The sequence below is a fragment of the Clostridium neuense genome (assembly GCF_045310695.1).
In the GTDB taxonomy this organism is placed as follows: domain Bacteria; phylum Bacillota; class Clostridia; order Clostridiales; family Clostridiaceae; genus Clostridium_S; species Clostridium_S neuense.
This window is the reverse complement of sequence record NZ_JBJIAA010000003.1, coordinates 38,878-61,866: the sequence shown is the minus strand read 5'-3', so window position 1 is coordinate 61,866 and position 22,989 is coordinate 38,878. Positions and strand designations below refer to the sequence as shown.

General features: G+C 32.3%; 13 protein-coding genes. 2 read left to right on the top strand and 11 right to left on the bottom strand.

Annotated elements, in window-relative coordinates:
* Positions 1 to 112: 112 nt before the first annotated feature.
* The 10 genes from ACJDT4_RS04095 to ACJDT4_RS04050 form a co-directional block, all read right to left on the bottom strand.
* Positions 113 to 1,531: a M20 family metallopeptidase gene (locus tag ACJDT4_RS04095; protein WP_406786262.1), complete on the bottom strand. Its 1,419-nt coding sequence runs from the start codon at positions 1,529 to 1,531 to the stop codon at positions 113 to 115.
* Between the two features lie 69 nt (positions 1,532 to 1,600).
* Entirely contained in the window at positions 1,601 to 2,770 is a 1,170-nt protein-coding gene (locus ACJDT4_RS04090; protein WP_406786261.1) for a M20 metallopeptidase family protein, read from the bottom strand.
* Positions 2,771 to 2,919: 149 nt separating this feature from the next.
* Complete coding sequence (locus ACJDT4_RS04085; protein WP_406786260.1) at positions 2,920 to 4,086, bottom strand: M20 metallopeptidase family protein; 1,167 nt, start codon at positions 4,084 to 4,086, stop codon at positions 2,920 to 2,922.
* A 130-nt stretch (positions 4,087 to 4,216) separates the two neighbouring features.
* Positions 4,217 to 5,545, bottom strand: a complete 1,329-nt coding sequence (locus ACJDT4_RS04080) for a M20 family metallopeptidase (protein ID WP_406786471.1) — start codon at positions 5,543 to 5,545, stop codon at positions 4,217 to 4,219.
* Positions 5,546 to 6,178: 633 nt separating this feature from the next.
* Positions 6,179 to 7,093 (bottom strand): oligopeptide ABC transporter permease, encoded by a 915-nt coding sequence (gene opp4C, locus ACJDT4_RS04075; RefSeq protein WP_406786259.1) that lies wholly within the window; start codon positions 7,091 to 7,093, stop codon positions 6,179 to 6,181.
* Positions 7,094 to 7,105: 12 nt separating this feature from the next.
* Positions 7,106 to 8,056 carry an ABC transporter permease gene (locus ACJDT4_RS04070; RefSeq protein ID WP_406786258.1) on the bottom strand — a complete coding sequence of 317 codons (951 nt, stop codon included), beginning with the start codon at positions 8,054 to 8,056 and terminating at the stop codon, positions 7,106 to 7,108.
* Between the two features lie 25 nt (positions 8,057 to 8,081).
* Positions 8,082 to 9,068: an ABC transporter ATP-binding protein gene (locus ACJDT4_RS04065; protein ID WP_406786257.1), complete on the bottom strand. Its 987-nt coding sequence runs from the start codon at positions 9,066 to 9,068 to the stop codon at positions 8,082 to 8,084.
* On the bottom strand, positions 9,061 to 10,059 hold the full coding sequence (locus ACJDT4_RS04060; protein WP_406786256.1) for an ABC transporter ATP-binding protein: 999 nt from the start codon (positions 10,057 to 10,059) through the stop codon (positions 9,061 to 9,063). Before ACJDT4_RS04060 ends, ACJDT4_RS04065 begins: the two co-directional genes overlap by 8 nt.
* Before the next feature lie 35 nt (positions 10,060 to 10,094).
* A complete protein-coding gene (locus tag ACJDT4_RS04055; RefSeq protein ID WP_406786255.1) occupies positions 10,095 to 11,714 on the bottom strand; it encodes an ABC transporter substrate-binding protein in 1,620 nt (539 codons plus the stop codon).
* Positions 11,715 to 11,991: 277 nt separating this feature from the next.
* The gene (locus ACJDT4_RS04050; protein WP_406786254.1) at positions 11,992 to 14,922 is read right to left on the bottom strand and encodes an insulinase family protein; all 2,931 of its coding nucleotides are present in this window, start codon (positions 14,920 to 14,922) and stop codon (positions 11,992 to 11,994) included.
* Between the two features lie 981 nt (positions 14,923 to 15,903).
* Between ACJDT4_RS04050 and ACJDT4_RS04045 the strand changes: the two genes are divergently transcribed.
* A complete protein-coding gene (locus tag ACJDT4_RS04045; RefSeq protein WP_406786253.1) occupies positions 15,904 to 16,314 on the top strand; it encodes a CBS domain-containing protein in 411 nt (136 codons plus the stop codon).
* Between the two features lie 148 nt (positions 16,315 to 16,462).
* On the opposite strand, the gene ACJDT4_RS04040 is transcribed toward ACJDT4_RS04045, so the two are convergent.
* Complete coding sequence (locus ACJDT4_RS04040; protein WP_406786252.1) at positions 16,463 to 17,977, bottom strand: leucine-rich repeat domain-containing protein; 1,515 nt, start codon at positions 17,975 to 17,977, stop codon at positions 16,463 to 16,465.
* Between the two features lie 254 nt (positions 17,978 to 18,231).
* Between ACJDT4_RS04040 and ACJDT4_RS04035 the strand changes: the two genes are divergently transcribed.
* On the top strand, positions 18,232 to 22,554 hold the full coding sequence (locus tag ACJDT4_RS04035; protein WP_406786251.1) for a pullulanase X25 domain-containing protein: 4,323 nt from the start codon (positions 18,232 to 18,234) through the stop codon (positions 22,552 to 22,554).
* Positions 22,555 to 22,989 lie beyond the last annotated feature (435 nt).

Here is a 22,989-nt window from a genome sequence, read left to right as displayed (position 1 = left end):
AATGATAACACTTATTTATAAAAATAATTAAAGAATTAGATTTATAAAACAAATTTAAAGATTTTCCATAATTAAATAGAGTAAAACCATCCTTCTCTCTACTCCCTACTCTCTACTCTAATTTGGGTTTTGCTCCATCTGGAATAGGTGAAACATACTCTTCTCCATCAAGTCTTTCTTTGAGTTCTGCTTTTGCTTCATCTATAATACTTTTGTTTTCGAAAGCTTCAATTGCAGATAATGCCATTACCTTGCCTGCAAGAAGCAACCCTTTATGGCACAAAGTTGATTTTCCCTGTGCAACTGCCTGCCATGAATGACCTGGTGTTCCAAGCATCCAGGTCGAAGTGTTACATTGAGATGTTGGTACAACCCAACTTACATCTGCAACATCTGTAGTACCAGGCATAGTTTCATTGCTTGATTCAAATGGCTTTATAAAATTAGCTATTGGACTTTCCTTTGCTTTTTCCTTTAATTCTTTACTTAGATTCTTAAGTTCAGCATTTTTTTCTTCTTCAGACAAAGTACTTCTTAGTTTTTCTGCAAATTCAATATCGTTTTTATCCACTCTAACTGGTCCAAGCTTTTCTAGGTACTTATACATTACTTTTCCAAGAGTATCGTTAGGAATTAAGTTAGAATCTGCACAATCAAATACTATTTCAAATTTTGTATCTGTCATTAGTGCTGCTCCCTTAGCTATATTCACTACACGATCATATATTTCTTTAACCTGTGAAAACTTAGGAGCACGAAGCAAATAAACAACTTCTGCATTAGCTTGTACAACATTTGGTGAAAGTCCTCCTCCGTTAGTCATTGCATAATGCATTCTTGCCTCTGGAATAACATGTTCTCTTAAATAATTAACACCTATATTCATCAATTCTATTGCATCTAAAGCACTTCTTCCTAAATGTGGACAAGCTGCTGCATGTGCACTTTTTCCATAGAACTTAAAATACACCTCAATATCAGCTAAAGAACTTGTACTTGTTATTTGATTTATAGTATCTGGATGCCAAGTCAAAGCTAAATCAACATCATTAAAAAGCCCCTGCTTTACCATAAAAGTTTTACCCGAACCGCCTTCTTCTGCAGGACATCCAAAGTAACATATAGTACCTTGAATATTGTTTTCTTTCATATAATCTTTTACACCAACAACTGCTGCAAGTGCTCCTGCTCCAAGTGCATTATGACCGCAGCCATGTCCATTTTCCCCAGGGCATACGGCTTTCTTTTCAGCTGTTCCAGCTTCCTGATTCATATTAAATAATGCATCGTATTCACCTAAAATAGCTATCTTAGGTTTTCCACTACCGTAGGATGCTATAAATGCTGTTTCCATACCTCCCACAGATCTTTTTACATCAAAATCTTCTTTTTCAAGTATGTCACAAAGTAAATCAGCAGATTTTTTCTCTTTAAATCTAATTTCTGCAAAGTCCCATATCGCATCGTTAACTTCAATAAATAATTTCTTTTTCTCTTCAATTATAGAAGATACCTTTTCTATTTTGTCCATATTATTACCACCCTTTTTATAAGTTTAGAGTAAAAAAAGAATACCATCTCAATACAAATCTCTTTAATTTTATTTACTTAAATAGTCTAGTGCAACTTGAACGTAGCAGGATGTTCCTATAGGAAGACTATCTTCATCAATTAAATAATGATTTGAATGCTGAGGGAAAACACAATTTTTTTCTTCATTTCTTGTTCCAAGCATCATAATCATTCCTGGAACCAATTTTAAATACTCTGAAAAATCTTCTGATCCCATTCCCTTTTCAGCTCCAAGTACATTACTTTCTCCAACTACTTTTCTCACAGATTTCTTCACAAATTCCGTAATTTTAGGATCATTGATGGTTACTTCAAAACCTAGCTTGTATTCCAATTCATATGTACAATCATAAGTTTCACAGGTACTTTTAATCACCTTTTCCATCCATTTTGGCATCATTTCCCTTGCATATTCGGTAAAGGTCCTATTCATTCCTGTAAGCGTCATTTCACCTGGAACTACATTAAATCTTTCACCGCCATTAGCGGTTCCTATATTTATTACAATAGGATTTCTAACATCATTCACTCTGCTTACAATAGTTTGAAGCCCATTAATTACAGCAGCAGTACACACCATTACGTCATGTCCCTCCCAAGGTGAAGATCCATGACAAGACTTACCTTTTATAACTAACTTCCATTCATCACCAGACGCCATAAATTGTCCTTCTTGGGCAACTACCTTTCCAGTTTCAACTGCTGATGCTATATGTATACCGTATATCATATCTAACTTAGGATTTTCAAGTGCCCCTCCTGAAATCATTGCTTTTGCTCCTCCCGCGGCTTCTTCAGCAGGTTGAAAAATAAATTTTACAGTACCACTAATCTTATCTTTCATATCAGATAAAATTTTCGCAGCCCCAAGAAGCATTGATATATGTGAATCATGTCCACAAGCATGCATAAAACCTTCGTTCTTCGATGCAAAGGGTAATCCTGTTTCTTCATATACTGAAAGTGCATCCATATCTGCACGAAGTCCTATAACTTTCCCTGGTTTGCCTCCATTAAGTATTCCAATAATTCCAGTTTTGCCTATACGCTTGACCTCTATATTCATTTCTTCTAATTTTTTTTCAACTATACTAGATGTCCTTATTTCCTCAAAGGATGGCTCTGGATACATATGAAAATCTCTTCTTAACTCAACAATCCATTCCTTTATCTCCTTTGCTTTATCTAACACTTCCATTTTTACTTACCCACCTTTTTATTTATTAGATTCTGCGCCCTTAGAAATAATTGAAGTATACACTCCACCATTTAATTTTTCCTTAACTTCTTTAATAAACTCATTTTATGCCAAAAAGCACCCATAAGAATGAATGCTTTTTATTAAAATTACTGCAAGAAATCTACTACTACTTGAGCATAACTTGCAGCACCTGTAGGCAAACTATCCTCGTCTATCATAAAATGATTTGAGTGCTGAGAATAGCAAATTCCCTTTTCTTTATTTCCACCGCCCAGTATCATAATCATTCCTGGAACTTTACTTGAATATTCTCCAAAGTCCTCTGAACCCATTATTTTATCAGCACCAATAACCTTATTTTCACCAACAATTTTTGAAACAGATTTTTTAACAAAATCAGTAACCTCTTTACTATTTTCTGTTATATTACAGCCCCATGTATATTCAAAATCATAAGTACAATCATAAGCTTCACAAGTACTTTTTATAACTTTTTCCATCCATTTTGGCATCATTTCTCTTGAATACTTTGAAAATGTTCTATTTGCACCTGTAAGTGCAGCCTTTCCAGGAACAACATTAAATCTTTCTCCAGCATTCATCGTACCTACATTTATTACTATAGGATTTCTTGCATCATTTACTCTGCTTACAATAGTTTGAAGTCCGTTTATTACAGCGGCAGCACAAACTATAGCATCATGTCCTTCCCAAGGTGAAGATCCATGACAGGACTTTCCGTTTATATTCAATTTCCACTGGTCAACTGAAGCCATAAAACTTCCCTCTTGAGCAACTATGTATCCCTTGTCAAGCATTGAAAATATGTGCATACCAACTACCATGTCTACCTTGGGATTTTCTAGAACTCCTCCATCAACCATTGATTTTGCTCCCCCATTAGCTTCTTCAGCTGGTTGAAATATAAATTTGACAGTTCCCTTAAGTTCATCCTTCATACTTGATAAAATTTTAGCTGCACCTAAAAGCATCGCAGCATGAGTATCATGACCGCAAGCATGCATAAAGCCAGGATTTTTAGATGAAAAAGACAAACCTGTTTTTTCTTCTACTGAAAGAGCATCTATATCTGCCCTAAGAGCAATTACCTTTCCAGGCTCTTTTCCAACAATTGTACCCAATACTCCTGTTTTACCTACACGTTTCACCTCAATACCAAGTTCTTGCAGTTTATCTGCTATAGCATTTGAAGTACGAAATTCTTCATATGATGGTTCTGGATGCATATGAAAATCTCTTCTAATGTCAATAATCCATTCTTTTATTTCTTCTGCTTTTTCTAAAGTACTCATCAATAATCGCCCCCTAAATTCAACTCACAATGCACAATTCACAGCTTCTGATGTAAGGAAGATAAATCATCCTTCACTGTACTCTGGTTTTTAGTTTGCAACATTTTCATATTGCTGCCTATATCAACATTTATTCAACTTTTAAGTGCGGCTTTACATCAGCCGGTATAGGGCAGACATATTCTTCTCCATTCAGCCTTTCCTTCAGTTCTGCCTTTGCCTTTGTTATTATTTCATCATTTTCAAAAAGTTCTAAGGCTGAAAGGGCCATAGCTTTACCTGCTAAAAGCATAGCCTTATGTAAATAACTGCATTTTCCCTGAGAAACTACCTGCCAGGAATGACCAGCAGTTCCAGAAGCCCAACAGGATGTATTTATTTGTGCTGTTGGTACAACAAAACTTACATCTCCTACATCTGTTGATCCTGGTGCAGCCTTTTCTGTAAACTTGTACTCCTTTACGGAATCTACTATAAATTTGCCACTTGCTTTTTCCTCATCACCTAATGTATTTTTAATCTTTTTAGCAAACTCTTCTTCTTCTTTAATCAATTTTATTGGTTCAAGTTCTAAAAGTTTTTCATACATTACTTTATTTAAAGTATCATTTACAATAACATTTGAAGCAGCCTTATCAAATATTATCTCTACTTTAGTGCCTGTCATAAGCGCTGCACCTTTAGCTATGCTTTTAACTCTCTCATATATTTCCTTAGCTTGTGACATCTTTGGTGCCCTTACAAGTAAAAGTTCTTCTGCAAATGCCTGAACAACATTAGGTGAAAGTCCTCCACCGTTTGTAAGCGCATAGTGCATTCTTGCATCTTCTATTACATGTTCTCTTAAATAATTTATTCCAACATTCATAAGCTCTACTGCATCTAAAGCACTTCTTCCTAGATGAGGGCATGCTGCTGCATGGGCACTTTTCCCGTAAAATCTTACATAAGCCTGTATATTTGCAAGCGTACTTCCTTCAACTACCCCAGTTACATCTGATGGATGCCATGTAAAAGCAGCATCAATATCACTAAAAACCTTCTCTCTTACCATATAGGTTTTTCCTGAACCGCCCTCTTCTCCCGGACATCCAAAGTAGCATATGGTTCCTTTAAGATTATTTTTAACCATATAATCCTTTACTGCAACAACAGCTGCAAGTGCCCCAACTCCCAAAGCATTATGCCCGCACCCATGTCCATTTCCATTCTCAACAACTGCTTGCTTCTCATCTATATTAGCCTTTTGACTTAGATTATATAAAGCATCATATTCCCCTAAAATACCAATTTTGGGCTTTCCATTGCCAAAAGTAGCAACAAATGCTGTATCCATACCAGCTACAGCCTTTGTAATAAAAAATCCTTCTTTCTCTAATATGTCACATAAAAGCTTACTAGACCTATACTCTTGAAATCTTGTCTCTGCAAACTCCCATATCTTATCATTTGCATATATAAATTCACCCTTTTTATCTTCAACTAACCTTGAAACCTCTTCTGAATCTATCGTAAATAGCCCCCCCTTATTTCATGCTCATACTATGTATAGACAGCTTGAAATCTTTAAAATATATTTATCAAAACTCTACAAGTAATACTTTTTTCAGTGCATAATGCACAGTTCACAGTTAAGGTTGACTTTCTTCCGCTTCACTGCAGAAAGTCTTAAAACTTAATTCTGGATAAAAAAAATAAAACTCGAGTCATATTTAATTCAGAATTTTGAAAATATTTAGATTTTTTCTCGCCACTACAAAAATACTTGTATGCCCCAATTTTTCGTAGTATAACGGAGAAAATTTTTCCTTAATATCGCTTATGTGAAATTATAGTATTGAGAAAACTGTTTAAAAAATTTTCAATAAATCTTGCTTGTAATTTCGAAAATCATTAAGACTAGAAGGATAATGGGTTAAAACCAAACCCCCGCATATGTTTACTTTCAATCTTTTTGAGGCAAAAGCGAGTAAACATACACGGGGTTTGGGCTTTGCCCATTATCCTTCTATACCTTAAGCAGTTACTCGCTTAAAACCAGCACATAGATTTATAAATTCTATTTAACGCACTGATAAAATATCATTTCACATTATCTGAATTTCTTTGGATCAAGTGCATCTCTCATACCATCACCAATGAAATTAACAGATAAAACACTTACTATTATCATTACACCAGGTGGTATCCAAAGCCAAGGCTGTGATGTTAAAACAGATATAGACTGAGAATCCGTAAGCATATTACCCCAGCTTGCTGTAGGCGGCTGAACTCCTAAACCCAAGAAACTAAGTGATGCCTCCATTATTATTGCATTTGCTATTCCAAAAGTTATATTTACAAGGATTGGTGCAAATATGTTAGGAAGTATGTGCAAGAATAATATTCTAGGAGTTTTAAACCCCAATACAACAGTAGATTTTATATAGTCAGATTCTTTTACAGAAAGTGTACTACCTCTTACAAGACGAGCTATTGATGGCCATCCCAAAAATCCAAGCACAATTATTACATTAGAAAGCTTTGGTCCAACAATACTTACTATTACCATGATAAGCATCATTTGAGGGAAGGACATAAACATATCTGCTACTCGCATTATTAACATGTCAATCCAACCACCAGCATATCCAGATAGAAGACCTAAAGTAGTTCCAATTACAGCACTTATTGCAACTGCTCCTATGCCAACTATTAAGGATACTCTAGCTCCATATATAAGACGGCTCAAAACATCTCTTCCAACCTTATCGGTACCAAGTAAATGATCTCCACTCGGTGCTCCACTAAATACATTTGTAACCTTATATGGATTTTGTGGAGCAATTATTGGTGCTAAAACTGCACATACCACTAATATAATCATAATTACCACACCAAAAACTGCCAGCTTATGTTTTAAAAATCTATGGACTACGGCTTTTATGTAGCTTTCGTCCTCTTCATTTTCAACAGATTCAAAAATTAAAGAGTTATTATTTTCAACTTCAGTTTTTACTTCAGACATTAATATCACCCCTTAACTATATTTAATTCTTGGATCAACAACAGAATAAACAATATCAGTTAATAAATTAGCAAATAAAACCATTATTGCTGCTAAAAGATTTAATCCCATTATTGTTGGATAATCACGACTCATTATGGACTGAATTGTAAGTTGTCCTATTCCAGGCCATGAAAAAATTTGCTCTGTTATAGTTGCTCCACCAAGTAAAGTTGCAATTTGAAGGCCTATAATAGTAACAATAGGAATAAGTGCATTACGAAGAGCATGCTTTGTTATTACTAAACGCTCAATTACTCCTTTTGCCCTTGCTGTTCTTAAGTAATCCTGCTCCAAAATTTCCAGCATACTTGATCTTACATACCTTACAAATAGACCTGCTGTATTAACTCCAAGAACAACAGCTGGAAGTATAAGATGTCTTATTCCATCAACAAATCCACTGTCACTTCCAAGAGTAATCATACCTCCAGATGGAAGAAGTCCAAGTTTTAACGCAAATATATAAATTAAAGTAAGTCCTAAGAAAAATGTAGGCATTGATATTCCTAAAAGAGATCCTGTTGTACAAATATAATCTAATACTGAATACTGTTTTGTTGCACTCAAAATTCCAAGTGGAATTGCTATAATAATTCCGAGTATTAGAGATGCCCCCATAAGCTCCAATGTTGGTAAAATTCTTTCTCCAATAATTTGTGATACAGGTCTAAAGGATGTTAATGAATATCCCATATTACCATGTAATAAATTTTGAAGCCAACTTATATATTGAACATATACCGGTTTATTTAACCCAAGTGCTGCTTTTCTAGCTGCAAGGTCTGCCGCTGTCATATGTGGATCAACTATCATATCGAGTGGACTTCCTGGTGCCATGTTTATTATTGCAAAGCTAATTATAGTAACACCAAACAATACCACTAAAGCTATTCCTAAACGTCTAATAATGTAATTTAGCACAGAACTAACCCCCTTCTAAAATTAATTACACTAGATGGCATGCTACTGCATGATCACCATCTTTTAATTCTGGCTCTTCTTTACTGCATATATCTTTTGCATAAGGACAACGTGTGTGAAATCTACATCCACTTGGTGGATTTGCAGGACTTGGCACATCGCCTTCCAATATAACTCTCTTTTTTCCTCTTAAATGTGGATTTGGTACTGGATATGCACTTAAAAGTGCTTTTGTATAAGGATGCTGTGGATTATTAACTATCTCATCAGTTGTTCCAATCTCAACAATCTTTCCTAAATACATTACTGCTATACGATCGCTTACATATTTAACTGCACCAAGTCCATGAGCAATAAATAAGAACGTTAAATTGAACTCCTTTTGAAGTCCTTTAAGCAGATTTAAAACCTGTGCTTGAGTAGAAACATCAAGTGCCGAAACTGGCTCATCACAAATAATAAATTTAGGCTTAAGTGCTAATGCTCTTGCAATTCCTATTCTTTGGCGCTGCCCACCAGAAAATTCATTAGGGTAACGATTTTTAGCATTCTTCTGCAAATCAACACTTGCAAGTAGCCTGTCCACTTCCTTTGAAATCTGATCTGCTGGAACGGTGTTATGAACTTTAAGTGGCTCTGATAATATTTCACTTACTCTTTTACGTGGATTAAGTGAAGAATATGGATCCTGAAATATAATTTGAATATCAGAACGAAGCTTAAGCATTTCTTTATTTGAGTATTTTGCAATATCCTGACCTTCAAATATAATCTCTCCTTCATTAGGATGCTCTAATTTTATAAGAGTTCTTCCCATTGAAGATTTACCACAACCGGATTCTCCAACAAGTCCTAAGGTTTCACCTGGATATATTTTAAAACTAACTCCATCAACCGCTTTCACATACCCTACAGTTCTAGAAATTATTCCCCTTTTTATAGGATAATAAGTTTTTAAATTTTTAACCTCAATTAATGGCTGTACTTTTTTATTAACTTCTGCATTACTCATTCGCTTCACCACTCTTTTTTATCTTATCTTCAACTAAAAAACATCTTACTAAATGCCCTTCTTTTATCTTCTTAAGTTCTGGAACTTCCTTTTTACATCTTTCCGTTGCTTTTGAGCACCTCGTATGAAATCTACAACCATCAACCATTTTTTGAAGTGAAGGTACAACTCCTGGAATGCCCTCTAAAGTATCTTCTTCAGCATCATCTATTTGTGGTATAGAATTCATAAGTGCTTCTGTATATGGATGCTCTGGATTATCAAATAGTGTAAATACATCTGTTTCCTCAACTACTTGTCCAGCATACATTACTATAACCTTATCAGCCATTTCCGATATTACTCCAAGATCATGAGTTATTAACATTACAGACATTCCATAGCTTTCACGGAGCCTCTTTATAAGTTCAAGTATTTGAGCTTGTATTGTAACATCAAGTGCTGTTGTAGGCTCATCCGCAATAAGAAGCTTAGGCTTACAAGATAAAGCCATTGCTATCATTACTCTTTGTCTCATTCCTCCAGAAAGCGTATGAGGATAATCGTCTATTATCTCTTCTGCTCTTGGTATTCCAACTTCTTTAAGCATTTTTATTGCATATTCTCTTGCAGCCTTTTTATCCATTTTCAAATGAAGCATTATAGCTTCTATCATTTGGTTTCCAATTGTAAATAAAGGATTTAAAGAAGTCATAGGTTCCTGAAATATCATGGACATTTTATTTCCACGAAGTTCATGCATTTCTTTCTCACTTTTTTTAGCTATGTCTTCTCCTTCAAAAATCACTTCTCCACTTTTTATCTTTCCATTTTTACCAAGAAGCCTCATGAGCGAGAAAGAGGTAACACTCTTTCCACACCCAGATTCTCCAACTATTCCAATTGTCTCTCCTTTTTTTAGGGAAAAGGTAACATCATCAACTGGAACAACTTCATTTCCTTCTATTGTAAATGCTGTTTTTAAATGATTAACTTTAAGCAAATCATCCATATTTTTTCACCACCAATTATAAAATAAGCTACTTTTTACTTTACATCCCACTTTTCAAGTTCGGAATACATTCCAAAAGAACTTGGTTTTCCGTAAATTACTCTTTTATTGTATATTCCTTGATCTATAGGGCAATATACTCCTGGTGCAGGCATGTCATTAGCATATATTTCTTGAACTTGATCGTAAATTTTAGCACGATCTTCAGCTCCTACAGTAACTTTACCTTTCTCCAGTAAATCATCTACTTGCTTATTGTTGTATGCACTTAAATCTAGTAGTTGACCACTTGATATATATGAAGAAATATCAGGGTTAACAACGTCAATATTAAGTCCAACTATATATAAATCAAATTGATGCTTTTTAGCAAGCGATAAACTTGTAACGAAATCATATTTTTGTATTTGAACTTTAATTCCTACTTCTTGAAGATTTTGGGCTATTATATTTGCTGCTTGTTCACGAACTGTGTTTCCTGTAGGTACATTAAACTTAAGTACCTTGCTTGAATCCCAATTTGCTTCCTTTAATAATTGTTTTGCTTTTGCTGGGTCATATCCACCAAAGTCAGCATTTTTATTAAAGAACTTGCTTGATGGAGTATATGGTCCAACTGCTGTTTCCCCTGAACCCTTCAAAAGATTCTTAACTATTTGTTCTCTATTTATAGCATATGAAATAGCTTTTCTAACCTTTGGATCTTTTACAACCGTAGTATTTATCTCTAAAGTTTGAAGTGTATTAGATTTCTTATCTGGATTGAAAGTCACATTTTTCATTGCTTTTATTTTTTCAATGTCATCAATAGGAACAATTCCTATATTAGGTTCATTCATGTCAATTTCTCCACTTTGAAGCTGAACTGTTATTTCAGTACTTTGCATTATTTTAAAGTTAAGCTGAGTAAGTTTAGGTGTTCCTCTAAAATAATCTTTGTTAGCAGCCATTTGTACATACTGATCTTTCTTATATGTAACTAATTTAAATGGACCATCTGTTACAGTAGGGTTCTGGAAGAAAGCTGCTTTAAACATCTGATCAAGTGGTGTTGACTGAAGTACATGTTTAGGAACAGTTTTTAAATATTGACTTACTAAATCATTGAATACAGTTGTATCTACCGGTTGCTTTGTAACAAGATTTACAGTATAATCATCAACCTTTTTTGCACCCTCAAAGCTATCACTTCCAGAAGTGTTTTTACCATTTTCATCAAGGCCTGCTAATATATTAAATTTCGATGCAATGGTTGCTGCTACTTTAGGATTTGTTATAAGATTGATTGTAAACATAACATCATCTGCTGTTACTGGTTTTCCATCTGTCCATTTAGCTTTTTTGTTTAATTTCACAACAAAGGTTTTATTATCAGTTGTTGTTATGGAATCTGCAAGTGATGGTATAAATTTTAGATCTGGACTGAGATCAAGTAATGGTCTAAATAATATCTCTGTCATATAGTTTTGAGATGAATCTGATGAATCAAGTGCATTAAATCCACTTGGTGCATTCATTATACCAATATTTACAATTTTTTTAGAATTTGAACTTGTACTTGAACTGCTTGATGTCGCCCCACCACAAGCAGACAAAGTAACCATAATCGTGCAAGTAACCGCAGCTATTAAAGCTCTAACTACCTTTGATTTCATATTCTTTTGCCCCCTAGTTTATTTATTTTAGCATATTTATTCATGAGTATAAATATACGTTGCATTATTGTTGATAATATAGTAACATATCGGCAGTTTTTTTTCAATATTAATAACAAAATAAGCTATATTTTATACATATTTTTATTTTTATGCTGTATGGAAATGTTTTCATGCTGTAAGTCTTACAACTTTTTTGTAAGAATATTCATTTTTAATTGCATAAATTGTCTCAAAAAAAGAAAGGACCTTTTATAGTCCTTTCCATAAAATTCAATTATTCAAATACTTCTATGCTACTATTAAATTCACTTTCATTTTCCTTAATTTTATTATGATTTCCAAGCACGCAAATGTAATTTTGATCAACAATATCTTTTAAGAATTTTGAAAACTCATTTATATCTTCTTTCTTAGTGTCTAGAACCTCTTTTCTCCATCTTTGTATATCAGCTTCTGTAATTCCTTTAAAGTAGTTTTCATCCGAACGTTCACCCTTTTGCCTTGGAGTTAATGGAGCATCAAGTCCAGCAAAGGTTCCTATTATATATTTTGTCATTTCATAATCATCTGCTTTAAAAGCTTCTATAAATTTATATGCATTATCATATACATTTAAAGTTTCCTTAAGATTAGGATCCCTGTATGACCAAAATAGGAAATCACCGCTTTTGGACATTGCTATAGAAACTCCATAAGCTCCGCCCATAACTCTTACATTATTCCATAAATAATCTAAAGACAATATCTTTTTAAGTACTTCTAGTTTTCCAGAATAATCATATCCAAGCTTTTTAAAATCAAAGCCTTTGCATACATATTGAACTTTACTTGAAGTAATAAGCCCTTCATTATTCTGAATTTGTTTAAGTTTAGGTAGCTCTCTATTTGCTTCCGTTTTCTTATTTTGAATGTTAAGATTAGAGAACTTATTTTTAAACTCTGAAAGAATATCCTTTTCTCCTGTTAAACTTATTATTAGGTTATCCTTATTAAATAGCATTTGTGAAACTTCTTTTAGGTTTGAACTTACTTCTTCATAGCTATTATCTAGTTTTTTATCAATATTGCATATGAATTTATAATATTCTAACCCCTTTAATTCTTCACTATATCTTCCGGAAATCGAGAAATAAGAAGTAATTCTCTTAGCGGCTACAGACTGACCGTTGCCATTTATATACATTTCCATTCTAGATTTTATCTCTTGAACTATATCTTTAAGCCTCTTCTTATTTTCAAATATACTGTGAAACATTATTTGATCCATGATCTTAAGAGCATCTTCAATTTTATCTTGAAGTACCTTAACCTTTATTGTAAATTTAGGATAATATTTATCTGTAGTATTTTTATCTACAAAAATACTATTTGTAAAGGTTATATCCCCTGTCTTTATATTTATTTCATTTGCCAATTCTTCGTATTTGTATTTCTCAGTATCAATTTTTCCTAATACTTCTTCAAGAAGCGATAAATACTTAACTTTATCCTCTGAAATATCTAATGAATCAAAATACAAATTAAAATAAGCTATTTTATTAGTAGATATTTCGTGATACAGTAATTTTGTTCCATCTAGGTCTTCCTCTAAAATAGGAAGTTTTTCTGCTTTTTCATCTATATCGTCTAAAGAAAGCATTGGAAGCTTCTTCAAATCCTCTGGTGAATCCTCACTAGCCTGCCTTTTCTTTAAGCTTTCTGTTTCCGAAACAAGTTTATTTATTTCATCTTTACTTAGAGACTTTTTTAAACCCTTAAGCTTCTCACTTAAAGCTTTGGCACTTTCCTCCGCCACTGCTTTTGAAGGTTTTATTACCACTAAGCTTTCATGTTTACTATTTAAAATATATTTTTCTATTAGCTTTTCAAAATAGTTTTCTGTTAAAGCCTTTTTTATTTGCTTCAAAGTATCTTCAAATTTCAAATTTAAAAGCGGACTCTCGTCATAAAGCCAACTATCCATAGCCTTTACACTGTACCCAAGTCCTCTAGGCATACTTCCATAATCAGCTTCTCTAAGTTGAAACTCTTTTACATTAATAGCTGCCTCTATAAGTTTCTTGTCTATTCCTTCATTAACAAGCTTTTTCAAAGTATCAAAAACTAATTTTTTAAACTCTTCTTTTTTATCTTCATTTGAATTTTTAATAGTAATAGCAAAAAACGGCTGCAATATACTATTATCATAAATTCCAAATACATCTTTACATATTCCTGCTTCCAAAAGTGCCTTTTTTAATGGTGCCGCTGGACTTTCAAGAAGAAGAAATTCAAGTATATCAAAGGCTAAATAAGTTTCTGCATCCGTAGATTTTGATACAGCAAAATTTAAACTCAAATAAGTTTTATCTCTTTCACCTTCATTAGGCAATATAGGATACTCCTCTACTAATTCAACATCGTTTCCAATAGGCTTCTGAGGTTCTATCTTTGAGTCAACCTGTATTCTTTCATAGGAACTTAAGTATTCTCTATCAAGATACTCTAATTTTTCATCCAAATCCATAGCTCCATATAAATAAATATAACTATTTGCAGGGCTATAATATTTTTTATGGGAGGCAATAAAATCTTCATATGTTAAATCTGGGATGTCTTTAGGATCTCCTCCAGATTCAAAGCCATATGCATTATCTGGGAAAAGTGAGTTTTGTATTTTTCTCATTAAAATTCCTTCTGGTGATGAAAATGCTCCCTTCATTTCATTATAAACAACACCTTTATACGTTATATCATCTTCAGGTTTGTCAAGTTCATAATGCCAGCCTTCTTGCTCTAATATCTGCTTTGTTTTATATATATTAGGATGAAGCACAGCATCCATATAAACATCAATTAAATTTAAAAAATCCTTATCATTTTTACTAGCCACAGGATACATAGTTTTATCACTAAAGGTAAAGGCATTTAAAAATGTGCTTAAAGAACCTTTTAAAAGTTCAACGAAAGGCTCCTTAACTGGATACTTATCTGAACCACATAATACAGAATGTTCTAAGATATGAAATACACCTGTGCTGTCTTTTGGCGGTGTTCTAAAGCTTATAGAAAAAACTTTGTTGCTGTCATCATTTTCTAAATATAAAAGCTTTGCTCCACTCTTAATATGTTCAAACATAAAAGCTTTAGAGCCTATCTCTTTAATTTCTTCTTCATATATAAATTTAAATCCATGGTAGATACTGTCCTTATTAAAAGAATTCATTATACTTCCTCCTTATACTGTAATACATTAAAATTATGTAATCTTTAAACTTAATTTAATATAAAATTACAATTGATATCTTCCAATCTCCAATACACGTTTCATAGTTAAAGCTGTTTTTTAATAGCGTTAGCAAAAAACATCCTTAGTTATACATTATGAACTGCGCACTAAGTTTAGCTTAGATGCCTATGCCTATTATCAAAAATTAGAGTTTCGATGTGTATTATCCTTTATACTTTATATTTCCTTTTTTATCATATAAAAATACATAAAATATTAATATGTTATAATTATAGCAAATACTTATGTTAAATTATACCTTTATAAATTTATTTTCCATAAAATTCATAGTAATTTCATTTGTATAAACGTTTCTAGCTATAAAATAATATATGGTTTCTACCACTATAAAAATGCAGCTAATAATTGCATTACAGTATAAATTTCCAAGCACAGCCGAGCTATCTTTACTAACAAATATAAGTGAAAATATAAACGCTACTGGTATTGCAACTATTATTCCTGAAAAAAATAAGATTTGAAATTCTTTAGAAATGATTTTCTTTATTTCCTCTTCTGTTATTCCTATTTTATATATTTGCCTATACTTATCTTTTTCAATCTCAATTTCAGAATATAATTTTTAATAATAGAACTTAACTTAATATCGTCTTCTATAAGCATAAGTTTGTACATGTACAGCACCTCTTTCACATACCTAAATATAATTAATGTTTTATTATACCATAAAAGTTAACAATTTGAGCCTGCGTCTACTTTATTGACACTTTTTTAGTTAAAACATTTACATTTTTACGTTTTTTGTTGATTTATTAAATAAATTTATTAATTTTTAATTAATTATCAAATAAATTATAGACATGTATTTATTTTTTTTATATAATAAAACTGTAAACAATATTGTATATTAATTAATTTTTTTGCAATTAATATAAATATGAAAAGAGGTTATAAGTTATGAATGTAGCGTTTTTTTTAACTCCTAAAAAACAAGTGGTTTACGCCAAATTAACTTCTACAATAAGACAAATATTCGAAAGAATGAGATATTATAATTGTATGCAAATTATAATTTTAAATAATAAAGGTGAATACGCTGGTGTCATTTCAAAGGATGATTTAATTGCTAAAATTACTGCCTCACCAAAGCTTGAATTTAAAGATTTAAATAAAGTTGGAATATTTGATATAGTTAAACATATGATAAATAAACCTATTGGAATTGACTGTGAAATAGAAGAGGTTGAAAACTCCATGAAAAACAAAAATTTTCTTCCTGTTGTTGATGATAATAACGTATTTATAGGTATAGTAAAAAAAGAGGACATAATAAATTATAAAAATTCATATATCCAATATTCATACTAATTTCTTCTTAAATAATGAAAGTAAAGTCTGCGCTTTAAAAGAATATTGATTTTTAAACAATTTAAAAATCAATATTCTTTTAAAATAAAAACTTATAAAAAGCAGTATATACTGACCTTTTATAAGTTTTGTTGTTTTTTGCCAATTATTAATTATCACATTTAGGATATTTACTTCTATCCCAATTATGGTCTTTTGCCATTTGGCTGTCATTTACATTAAAATAATCATATCTAACATAGCCAATTATATCTGGCACAGAATCATCCCAGGTTGTATCAAGCTCATAATACTTCCCATCTATTTTGACTATATTCCACGCATGACTTTGCCATGTACCATTATTAGCTTCTCCCGATACTACAACACAATTAATTCCGGCCATATTAAGAAGTAATTTAACTGTTTCTGCATATCCTTCGCACACTCCTGTCCCATTTATAAGTATTCCATAAGCATCATAATCATGAGGGGGTGCTGTATTTTTTGAATAGTTATCATAATCAAATTTAGTATTTAACACAACATAATCATGAATTGCCTTTTCTTTTTCTAAATCTGACATAGAAGGTTTAATTAGAACCTTTATAATTTCATAAGCCTTGTAGTAAAGTTTAAAATATTTATCTAAATCATCAACTAAGTAACCATCCACCGTTCTTAAGTTTTTAACATTTTTTAGACAATCTATATTGTCAATAAAATTACCTGTTAAAGTTAAATATTTGAGGCCATTTAATTGAGTCAGTGGTTCTATATTGCTTATACAATTACCTGATAAATCCAAGTACTCTATATTTTGCAAACTACTTAATGAATCTATATTTTGAATTTTGTTATCAGCCACAGATAAATCACTTAATTTGCTCAAATTTTTTATTGGACTTATATTATTTATTTCATTATTATTTAAGTGCAAAGTCCGTAATTCCTTTAAATTATTAAGTTCACTTATATCAACCAATTTATTGTTTTGCAGTGACAAAGCTTTTAAAGAAGCCAAATTCGATAAAGAACCTACACTGCTTACTTGATTTTTATCCAAATAAACCCACTGCAAATTAGTTAATTCTTTTAATGGAGCTATGTCCTTTATATTATTTTCATTTGCAGAAAACTCTTCTAGGTTTATAAGGTTTTCTATACCATCTAAATAAGTTATATTTTTTTCATCTGCTTCTAATGATGTAATTTTCTCTACATCCGTTTTATATATGCTACCATCAGGTTTATTTATAGCATCACGAACAACCTTTTCTAAATTGGCATCCTTAAATGTTACAATTTCAGCTTCATTGCCTTTCTCAATACTAAAATTAACTATGATTGGCTCTTTTATATTATCATCCTTAGAATGAACCTTATTCCCAATAATTAGTTTAAATTTGCTTCCTTTTTTATACCCACCAACTGGTGGTTTTACCACTACTGTTTTATTATCTGTTCCAAAATTTAATGTAGCCTTTACACTATTGCCACTGCTATCTACTACTGTAATTCCCTGTTTTGATAAATTATCAAGAAAAACTTCCTTATTAAAGTGTATTGTCCAGATTTTATTGGCTTGAACTAATTGATTGTCTTTAAATACCGCTGCTTTAACCTTAACCGTAAATATCATTGATAATGTAATTATACTCCCAATTATAATCTTGTTTTTCATTTCAATTTATCCCCTTTCATTATAGATAAACAACTTGGAATTTTAATATTTCAAGTTGTCTATCTATATCACTGCTATAGCCTTATCATATTAAATTTTCTATAAACTAAAAAAGTCCTGCAAATACCATTTATAATATAAAATTTTTTATGTAATTATTGTAAATTAGCTTTAAATGGTGTAATATGTTATTTGAGTAAAACGTTTGCACTTACTTGTGCAATCGATTGCATTAATTTAGGGGGGATTTATTAATGAAAAGAACTACAAAAACAAAACTTTTAAGCTTTGTGACAGTGTTTTTCTTTTTATTCAGCTTAATACCTAATTTAGGTATAACAATAAAAGCTGCTGAAAATGAGAACCTGCCACCAGCCGATTCTGCAGTTACTCTTATAGGGAACTTTTTAAAGACACAGGATATGGGAAATGATTGGGATCCAACAAATTCTGCTTTTGTTATGAAAGAATTTCCAAACGGCTTATATGAATTAACTGTTGACTTCAAAAAAACTGGTAACTTTAATTACAAAATTGCTCTAAATGGAAGCTTAGATGAAAACTACGGTGATAATTTTGAAAAAGGTGGAAAAAATAAAACATTAAATGTTACAAAAGCTGAGAAGGTTACTTTTAAGGCTGACTTTAAAAACAAGACATTATATGACTCAGTAAACAATCCAGATAAGTTTAAAAATACGGCAACTTTAGTTGGAAATTTTGCACAAATTGGTGGAAAAGACTGGGATACAACTGGCAGCAGCTATGATCTTGATTATATCGGAAATGGTTTTTACAAAAAAAGCTTTGCTTTAAAAAAGGGAGATTATGAATATAAAACCGCTTACGATCATAAATGGTCAAATGGAGAAATTACTGACAATATAAAATTTTCTCTAGATAAAGATCAAAATGTAACTTTTGTATGTAATCCTGACTTAAACATATGCACTAACAGCATTTTATCTCCTGAAGTTTCTCTTATAGGTGAAATAAGAAATAAAGGAAATGATAACTGGAACGAAAAACTTCAGGGCTTTGAATTTAGTCCATTGAATAATGATGGTCAATACATTTACAGTACCTTTGTTCCCGAAGGCAGCTATCAATATAAAACCTGTTTAAACTATGCATGGGACAATTCTATACCTGCCGGTGCTACTAATTTATCAATAAAGGTACCTGCTGGTGGAAAATTTGTAGTTTTTATTTGTGATACAAAAAATAAAACTTTATATGATTCAATCAATGATGCTGATAAAGTTTCCGCTGCACTTGGACTTAAAACTATTCCTCAAAAAATAACAAGCCCTGTTATAAATGATAGCGGAACTGTTACATTTTCATATAAAAATGATAGCGCTAAAGAGGTATATCTTGCTGGTGACTTTACAAATTGGGAAAGCAATAAAAAAGCTATGATGAAAGACCAAAATGGAACATGGTCTGTTACTCTAAGACTTGGTGATGATGCAAATTCTTATGAATATAAATTCATTGTAGATGGTAAATCTGTTTTGGATCCACTAAATCCTAATACATCCAAGAATGGTAATTCAACTTTTAACTTTCCAAAATACTCTGGAAGAAAAATTGTAGTACCTGGAAGTATCCAAGTACCTGTTGATGGTTCAAGTTGGGATCCTGCATCTAGCAAAACTACAATGACTTATGTTGGAAATGGCATTTATACATTAACACTTAAAAATATACCTGCCGGAGACTATGAATATAAGGTTGCAGCAAATGGTAACTGGACTGAAAACTATGGAGCAAATGCAAGAGCTGGTGGAGAAAATATAAAGTTATCTGTTCCTACGGCTGAGGATATCACCTTTTGGTATAACGATGATTCTCACTTAATAGTTGATTCAACTAGTTATAAAAAACTTGATATAAAACTCACCGGAACTGGAATACCTGATAACACTTATCTAAAAGATGATAACCTTACTGGAATTTACTCTGCAAAAATTTCTTTAAAAAAAGGAGATTATACAGATTTAAAATTGGAAATGACCAATAAGAAAGTACAAGTTGGAGAATTAAATGTAGCCTCAGATAGAGTAGTTACTATAAGCTATGATCCAAACACAGATATAGTTTTTAATGATTTATCTGACAAAAAAATAAACACTTCTGCTTTGTACTTTAATTCAAAGCTTGATGATTACAAGTCTCCTTATGGAGCAGTTCCTACAGGCTCAACAGTAACCTTCAGCATAAAAGCTGCTAAAGGTGATTTAACTAATGCCTATCTAATATTGCAAACACCACAAGGAATACAAAAACTTCCAATGAAACAAAATGGCAGCTTTTCAGATGGAAATGATAAATGGACAATAACTTATACGCCTTCTAATATAGAAATGGACAAATATTACTTTATAGTCTCTAATGGTTCGGATGTAAAAGCTTATGGTGATGATGATGGATATTTTGGAGCCGGAGCACCTAATGACCTTGGAAAAGTAAAATTGTACGACATGAATGTATACGATAAAAATTATAAAACTCCTGATTGGTTTAAAAACGCAGTAGTGTATCAAATATTCCCTGATAGATTTTTTAATGGAGATACTTCAAACGATACTGCTCAAAAAACTTCACGTGGAAACACTAATTATGAATTTTACAACGATTGGTATTCAATTCCTGAAGACCCTACATTAGAATTCACAGCAGACGGAAAACCTAACCCTGATTATAAGGGTACAAAAGGTGACGGTCTGTGGTCTAATGAAATGTATGGTGGTGATTTAATTGGAATACAAAAAAAACTTGACTACCTTCAATCCCTTGGAGTAAACGTATTATATCTAAATCCTATAAGCCAATCAGTATCAAACCATAGATATGATACAACAGACTACAAAAATGTAGATCCTATACTTGGCTCAATGGATAACTTTGTATCGCTTGCAAACGAAGCTCATAAAAGAGGAATTCACATAATTCTTGATGGAGTATTTAATCATGTATCAGATGACTCTATTTATTTCGATAGATATGGCAAATATATGGCTAAAGGAAAACCAATAGGTGCATATCAATATTGGTCTAGAGTTTATGATTTAATGAATCTAAAAGGCTTAACTCAAAGTGATGCAGAGAAAAAGGTAACTGATGATTTAGCTTCTCAAGGAATAACAGATTTACATTATAAAGACTGGTTCAAAATAAATAACAAAAAAGTTCCAGCAGCTGCAGGAGATCCTGAACATTATGATTACGATGGCTGGAATGGTAATGATTCAATGCCAGATATTCAAGCTTTAAATGGTTCAGAATATAATGTTACAACCTGGGCAAATGAAATTATTGATGGACCTGATGCTAATTCAACCTACTGGTTAAAACAAGGTTCTGATGGCTGGAGACTTGATGTTGCAAATGAAGTTTCTGATGAAACTTGGAGACATTTTAGACAAGCTGTTAAAAGCGAAGGCGACAATGTAATTATAGGTGAAATTTGGACTGACGCATCAAAATATTTACTTGGAGATATGTATGATTCTGTAATGAATTATAGATTCAGAACACCTGTAATGGATTTTGTTAAAGGTACTAGCGATGACAATACTACTAAATACAGTGCTGTAGATGCTATGAATGAGCTTGAAACTATGAGGGAGCAATATCCTAAAGAGGCATTTGAAGCTATGCTTAACCTTGTAGATTCCCATGATACACAAAGAATAATATCTGCTTTTGACGGAGCTACAAAGGACACAAAAGCCATCGCCAATTATCCTTCTGCTGAAGCTTTAGCAAAGATGAAAATGATACCTCTTATCCAGATGACATATCCAGGTGCTCCATGCATTTACTACGGAGATGAAGCTGGAATGCCTGGTGCAGATGATCCTGATAATCGTCGTGGAATGATATGGGGTAAAGGAAATCAAGAGTTAGTAGAATGGTATGCAACTTTAATTGCTATAAGAAAAAGTAATTCTGTACTAAGAACAGGAGATATAACACCTATAAACGTTCCTTCTGATTACAAAAATGATGTTTTAGCTTATACTCGTGATGCCTTAACTGATCATGCAGTTATTGCTGTAAACAGAAGAACTGATAATATAACCTCAATTACTCTGGATGTACCTACAGTACCAGATGGAGTAAGACTTACAAATGCACTTAATCCTACAGAGCACTACACTGTAACTAATGGTAAGGTTACCGTAAATATTCCTGCACAATCCGGTATAATACTTTTATCCAACTGCAATTTAGCCGGACTTAACTTGTCAAATTTAAAGGATATTTACAATCCAAATTATATCGTTCCTGTTAAAACTACTCCACCAAGCAACAATCCCGGTGGAAATCCCACAACTGGCGGAAATACAACATCGGGTGGAAATACTACTTCACCTATAGCTATTCCAACTTCTAGCAAAACCGGCTCAAATGCATCATCATCTGCTGCCAAAGTTCCTAAAAGTACTTTAGCAGTTCTGCCTAAAACAGGCTCTGCTTTAGATACAGTATTGCTAATTGAAATTGGACTTGTAATCACTTTAAGTGGTACAGTATTATTGTTTATTTATAAAAAGAAAAAGATATAAAATGGTTTTGCCTTGCACACTAATTCACAAGCGTATGTATTTTCTATTTATCATACTAGGGGTTTGCTAACAGATATTCTTCAGATTCAACATTACAATGGACATCCTTGCTGTAAGCTAATTGTTGGCACCAGCCCCCACCATATGTATCGATGTCAATATTTTAGGAACAAAAATCGAATTTTTTATGCGATCTTTCTTGATAACTCCTCACAGTGTTGAGGAGTTATTATACCCTATACTTACACGTATCATTTTTATATTGTACCAAGCTCCTATAGATAAACAATCTGGAAGCTTTAAATTACTAATACCAAATTTATTCCTATAGACTGTAATTTGAAGAAGAGTAGAGAGTAGAATGAATGTGGATTTGCCTTGATCTATAAAGCTTCGTTTAAACCATCCCAAATCAACATTACTTCGCTATGCTCG

What these genes read in the sequence shown, in the direction of transcription:
- ACJDT4_RS04090 (WP_406786261.1), bottom strand. Translation starts at nt 2,770, where the DNA reads ATGGAAGTGTTAGATAAAGCAAAGGAGATAAAGGAATGGATTGTTGAG.
- ACJDT4_RS04095 (WP_406786262.1), bottom strand. Translation starts at nt 1,531, where the DNA reads ATGGACAAAATAGAAAAGGTATCTTCTATAATTGAAGAGAAAAAGAAA.
- ACJDT4_RS04045 (WP_406786253.1), top strand. Translation starts at nt 15,904, where the DNA reads ATGAATGTAGCGTTTTTTTTAACTCCTAAAAAACAAGTGGTTTACGCC.
- opp4C (WP_406786259.1), bottom strand. Translation starts at nt 7,093, where the DNA reads ATGTCTGAAGTAAAAACTGAAGTTGAAAATAATAACTCTTTAATTTTT.
- ACJDT4_RS04065 (WP_406786257.1), bottom strand. Translation starts at nt 9,068, where the DNA reads ATGAGTAATGCAGAAGTTAATAAAAAAGTACAGCCATTAATTGAGGTT.
- ACJDT4_RS04040 (WP_406786252.1), bottom strand. Translation starts at nt 17,977, where the DNA reads ATGAAAAACAAGATTATAATTGGGAGTATAATTACATTATCAATGATA.
- ACJDT4_RS04035 (WP_406786251.1), top strand. Translation starts at nt 18,232, where the DNA reads ATGAAAAGAACTACAAAAACAAAACTTTTAAGCTTTGTGACAGTGTTT.
- ACJDT4_RS04050 (WP_406786254.1), bottom strand. Translation starts at nt 14,922, where the DNA reads ATGAATTCTTTTAATAAGGACAGTATCTACCATGGATTTAAATTTATA.
- ACJDT4_RS04060 (WP_406786256.1), bottom strand. Translation starts at nt 10,059, where the DNA reads ATGGATGATTTGCTTAAAGTTAATCATTTAAAAACAGCATTTACAATA.
- ACJDT4_RS04085 (WP_406786260.1), bottom strand. Translation starts at nt 4,086, where the DNA reads ATGAGTACTTTAGAAAAAGCAGAAGAAATAAAAGAATGGATTATTGAC.
- ACJDT4_RS04055 (WP_406786255.1), bottom strand. Translation starts at nt 11,714, where the DNA reads ATGAAATCAAAGGTAGTTAGAGCTTTAATAGCTGCGGTTACTTGCACG.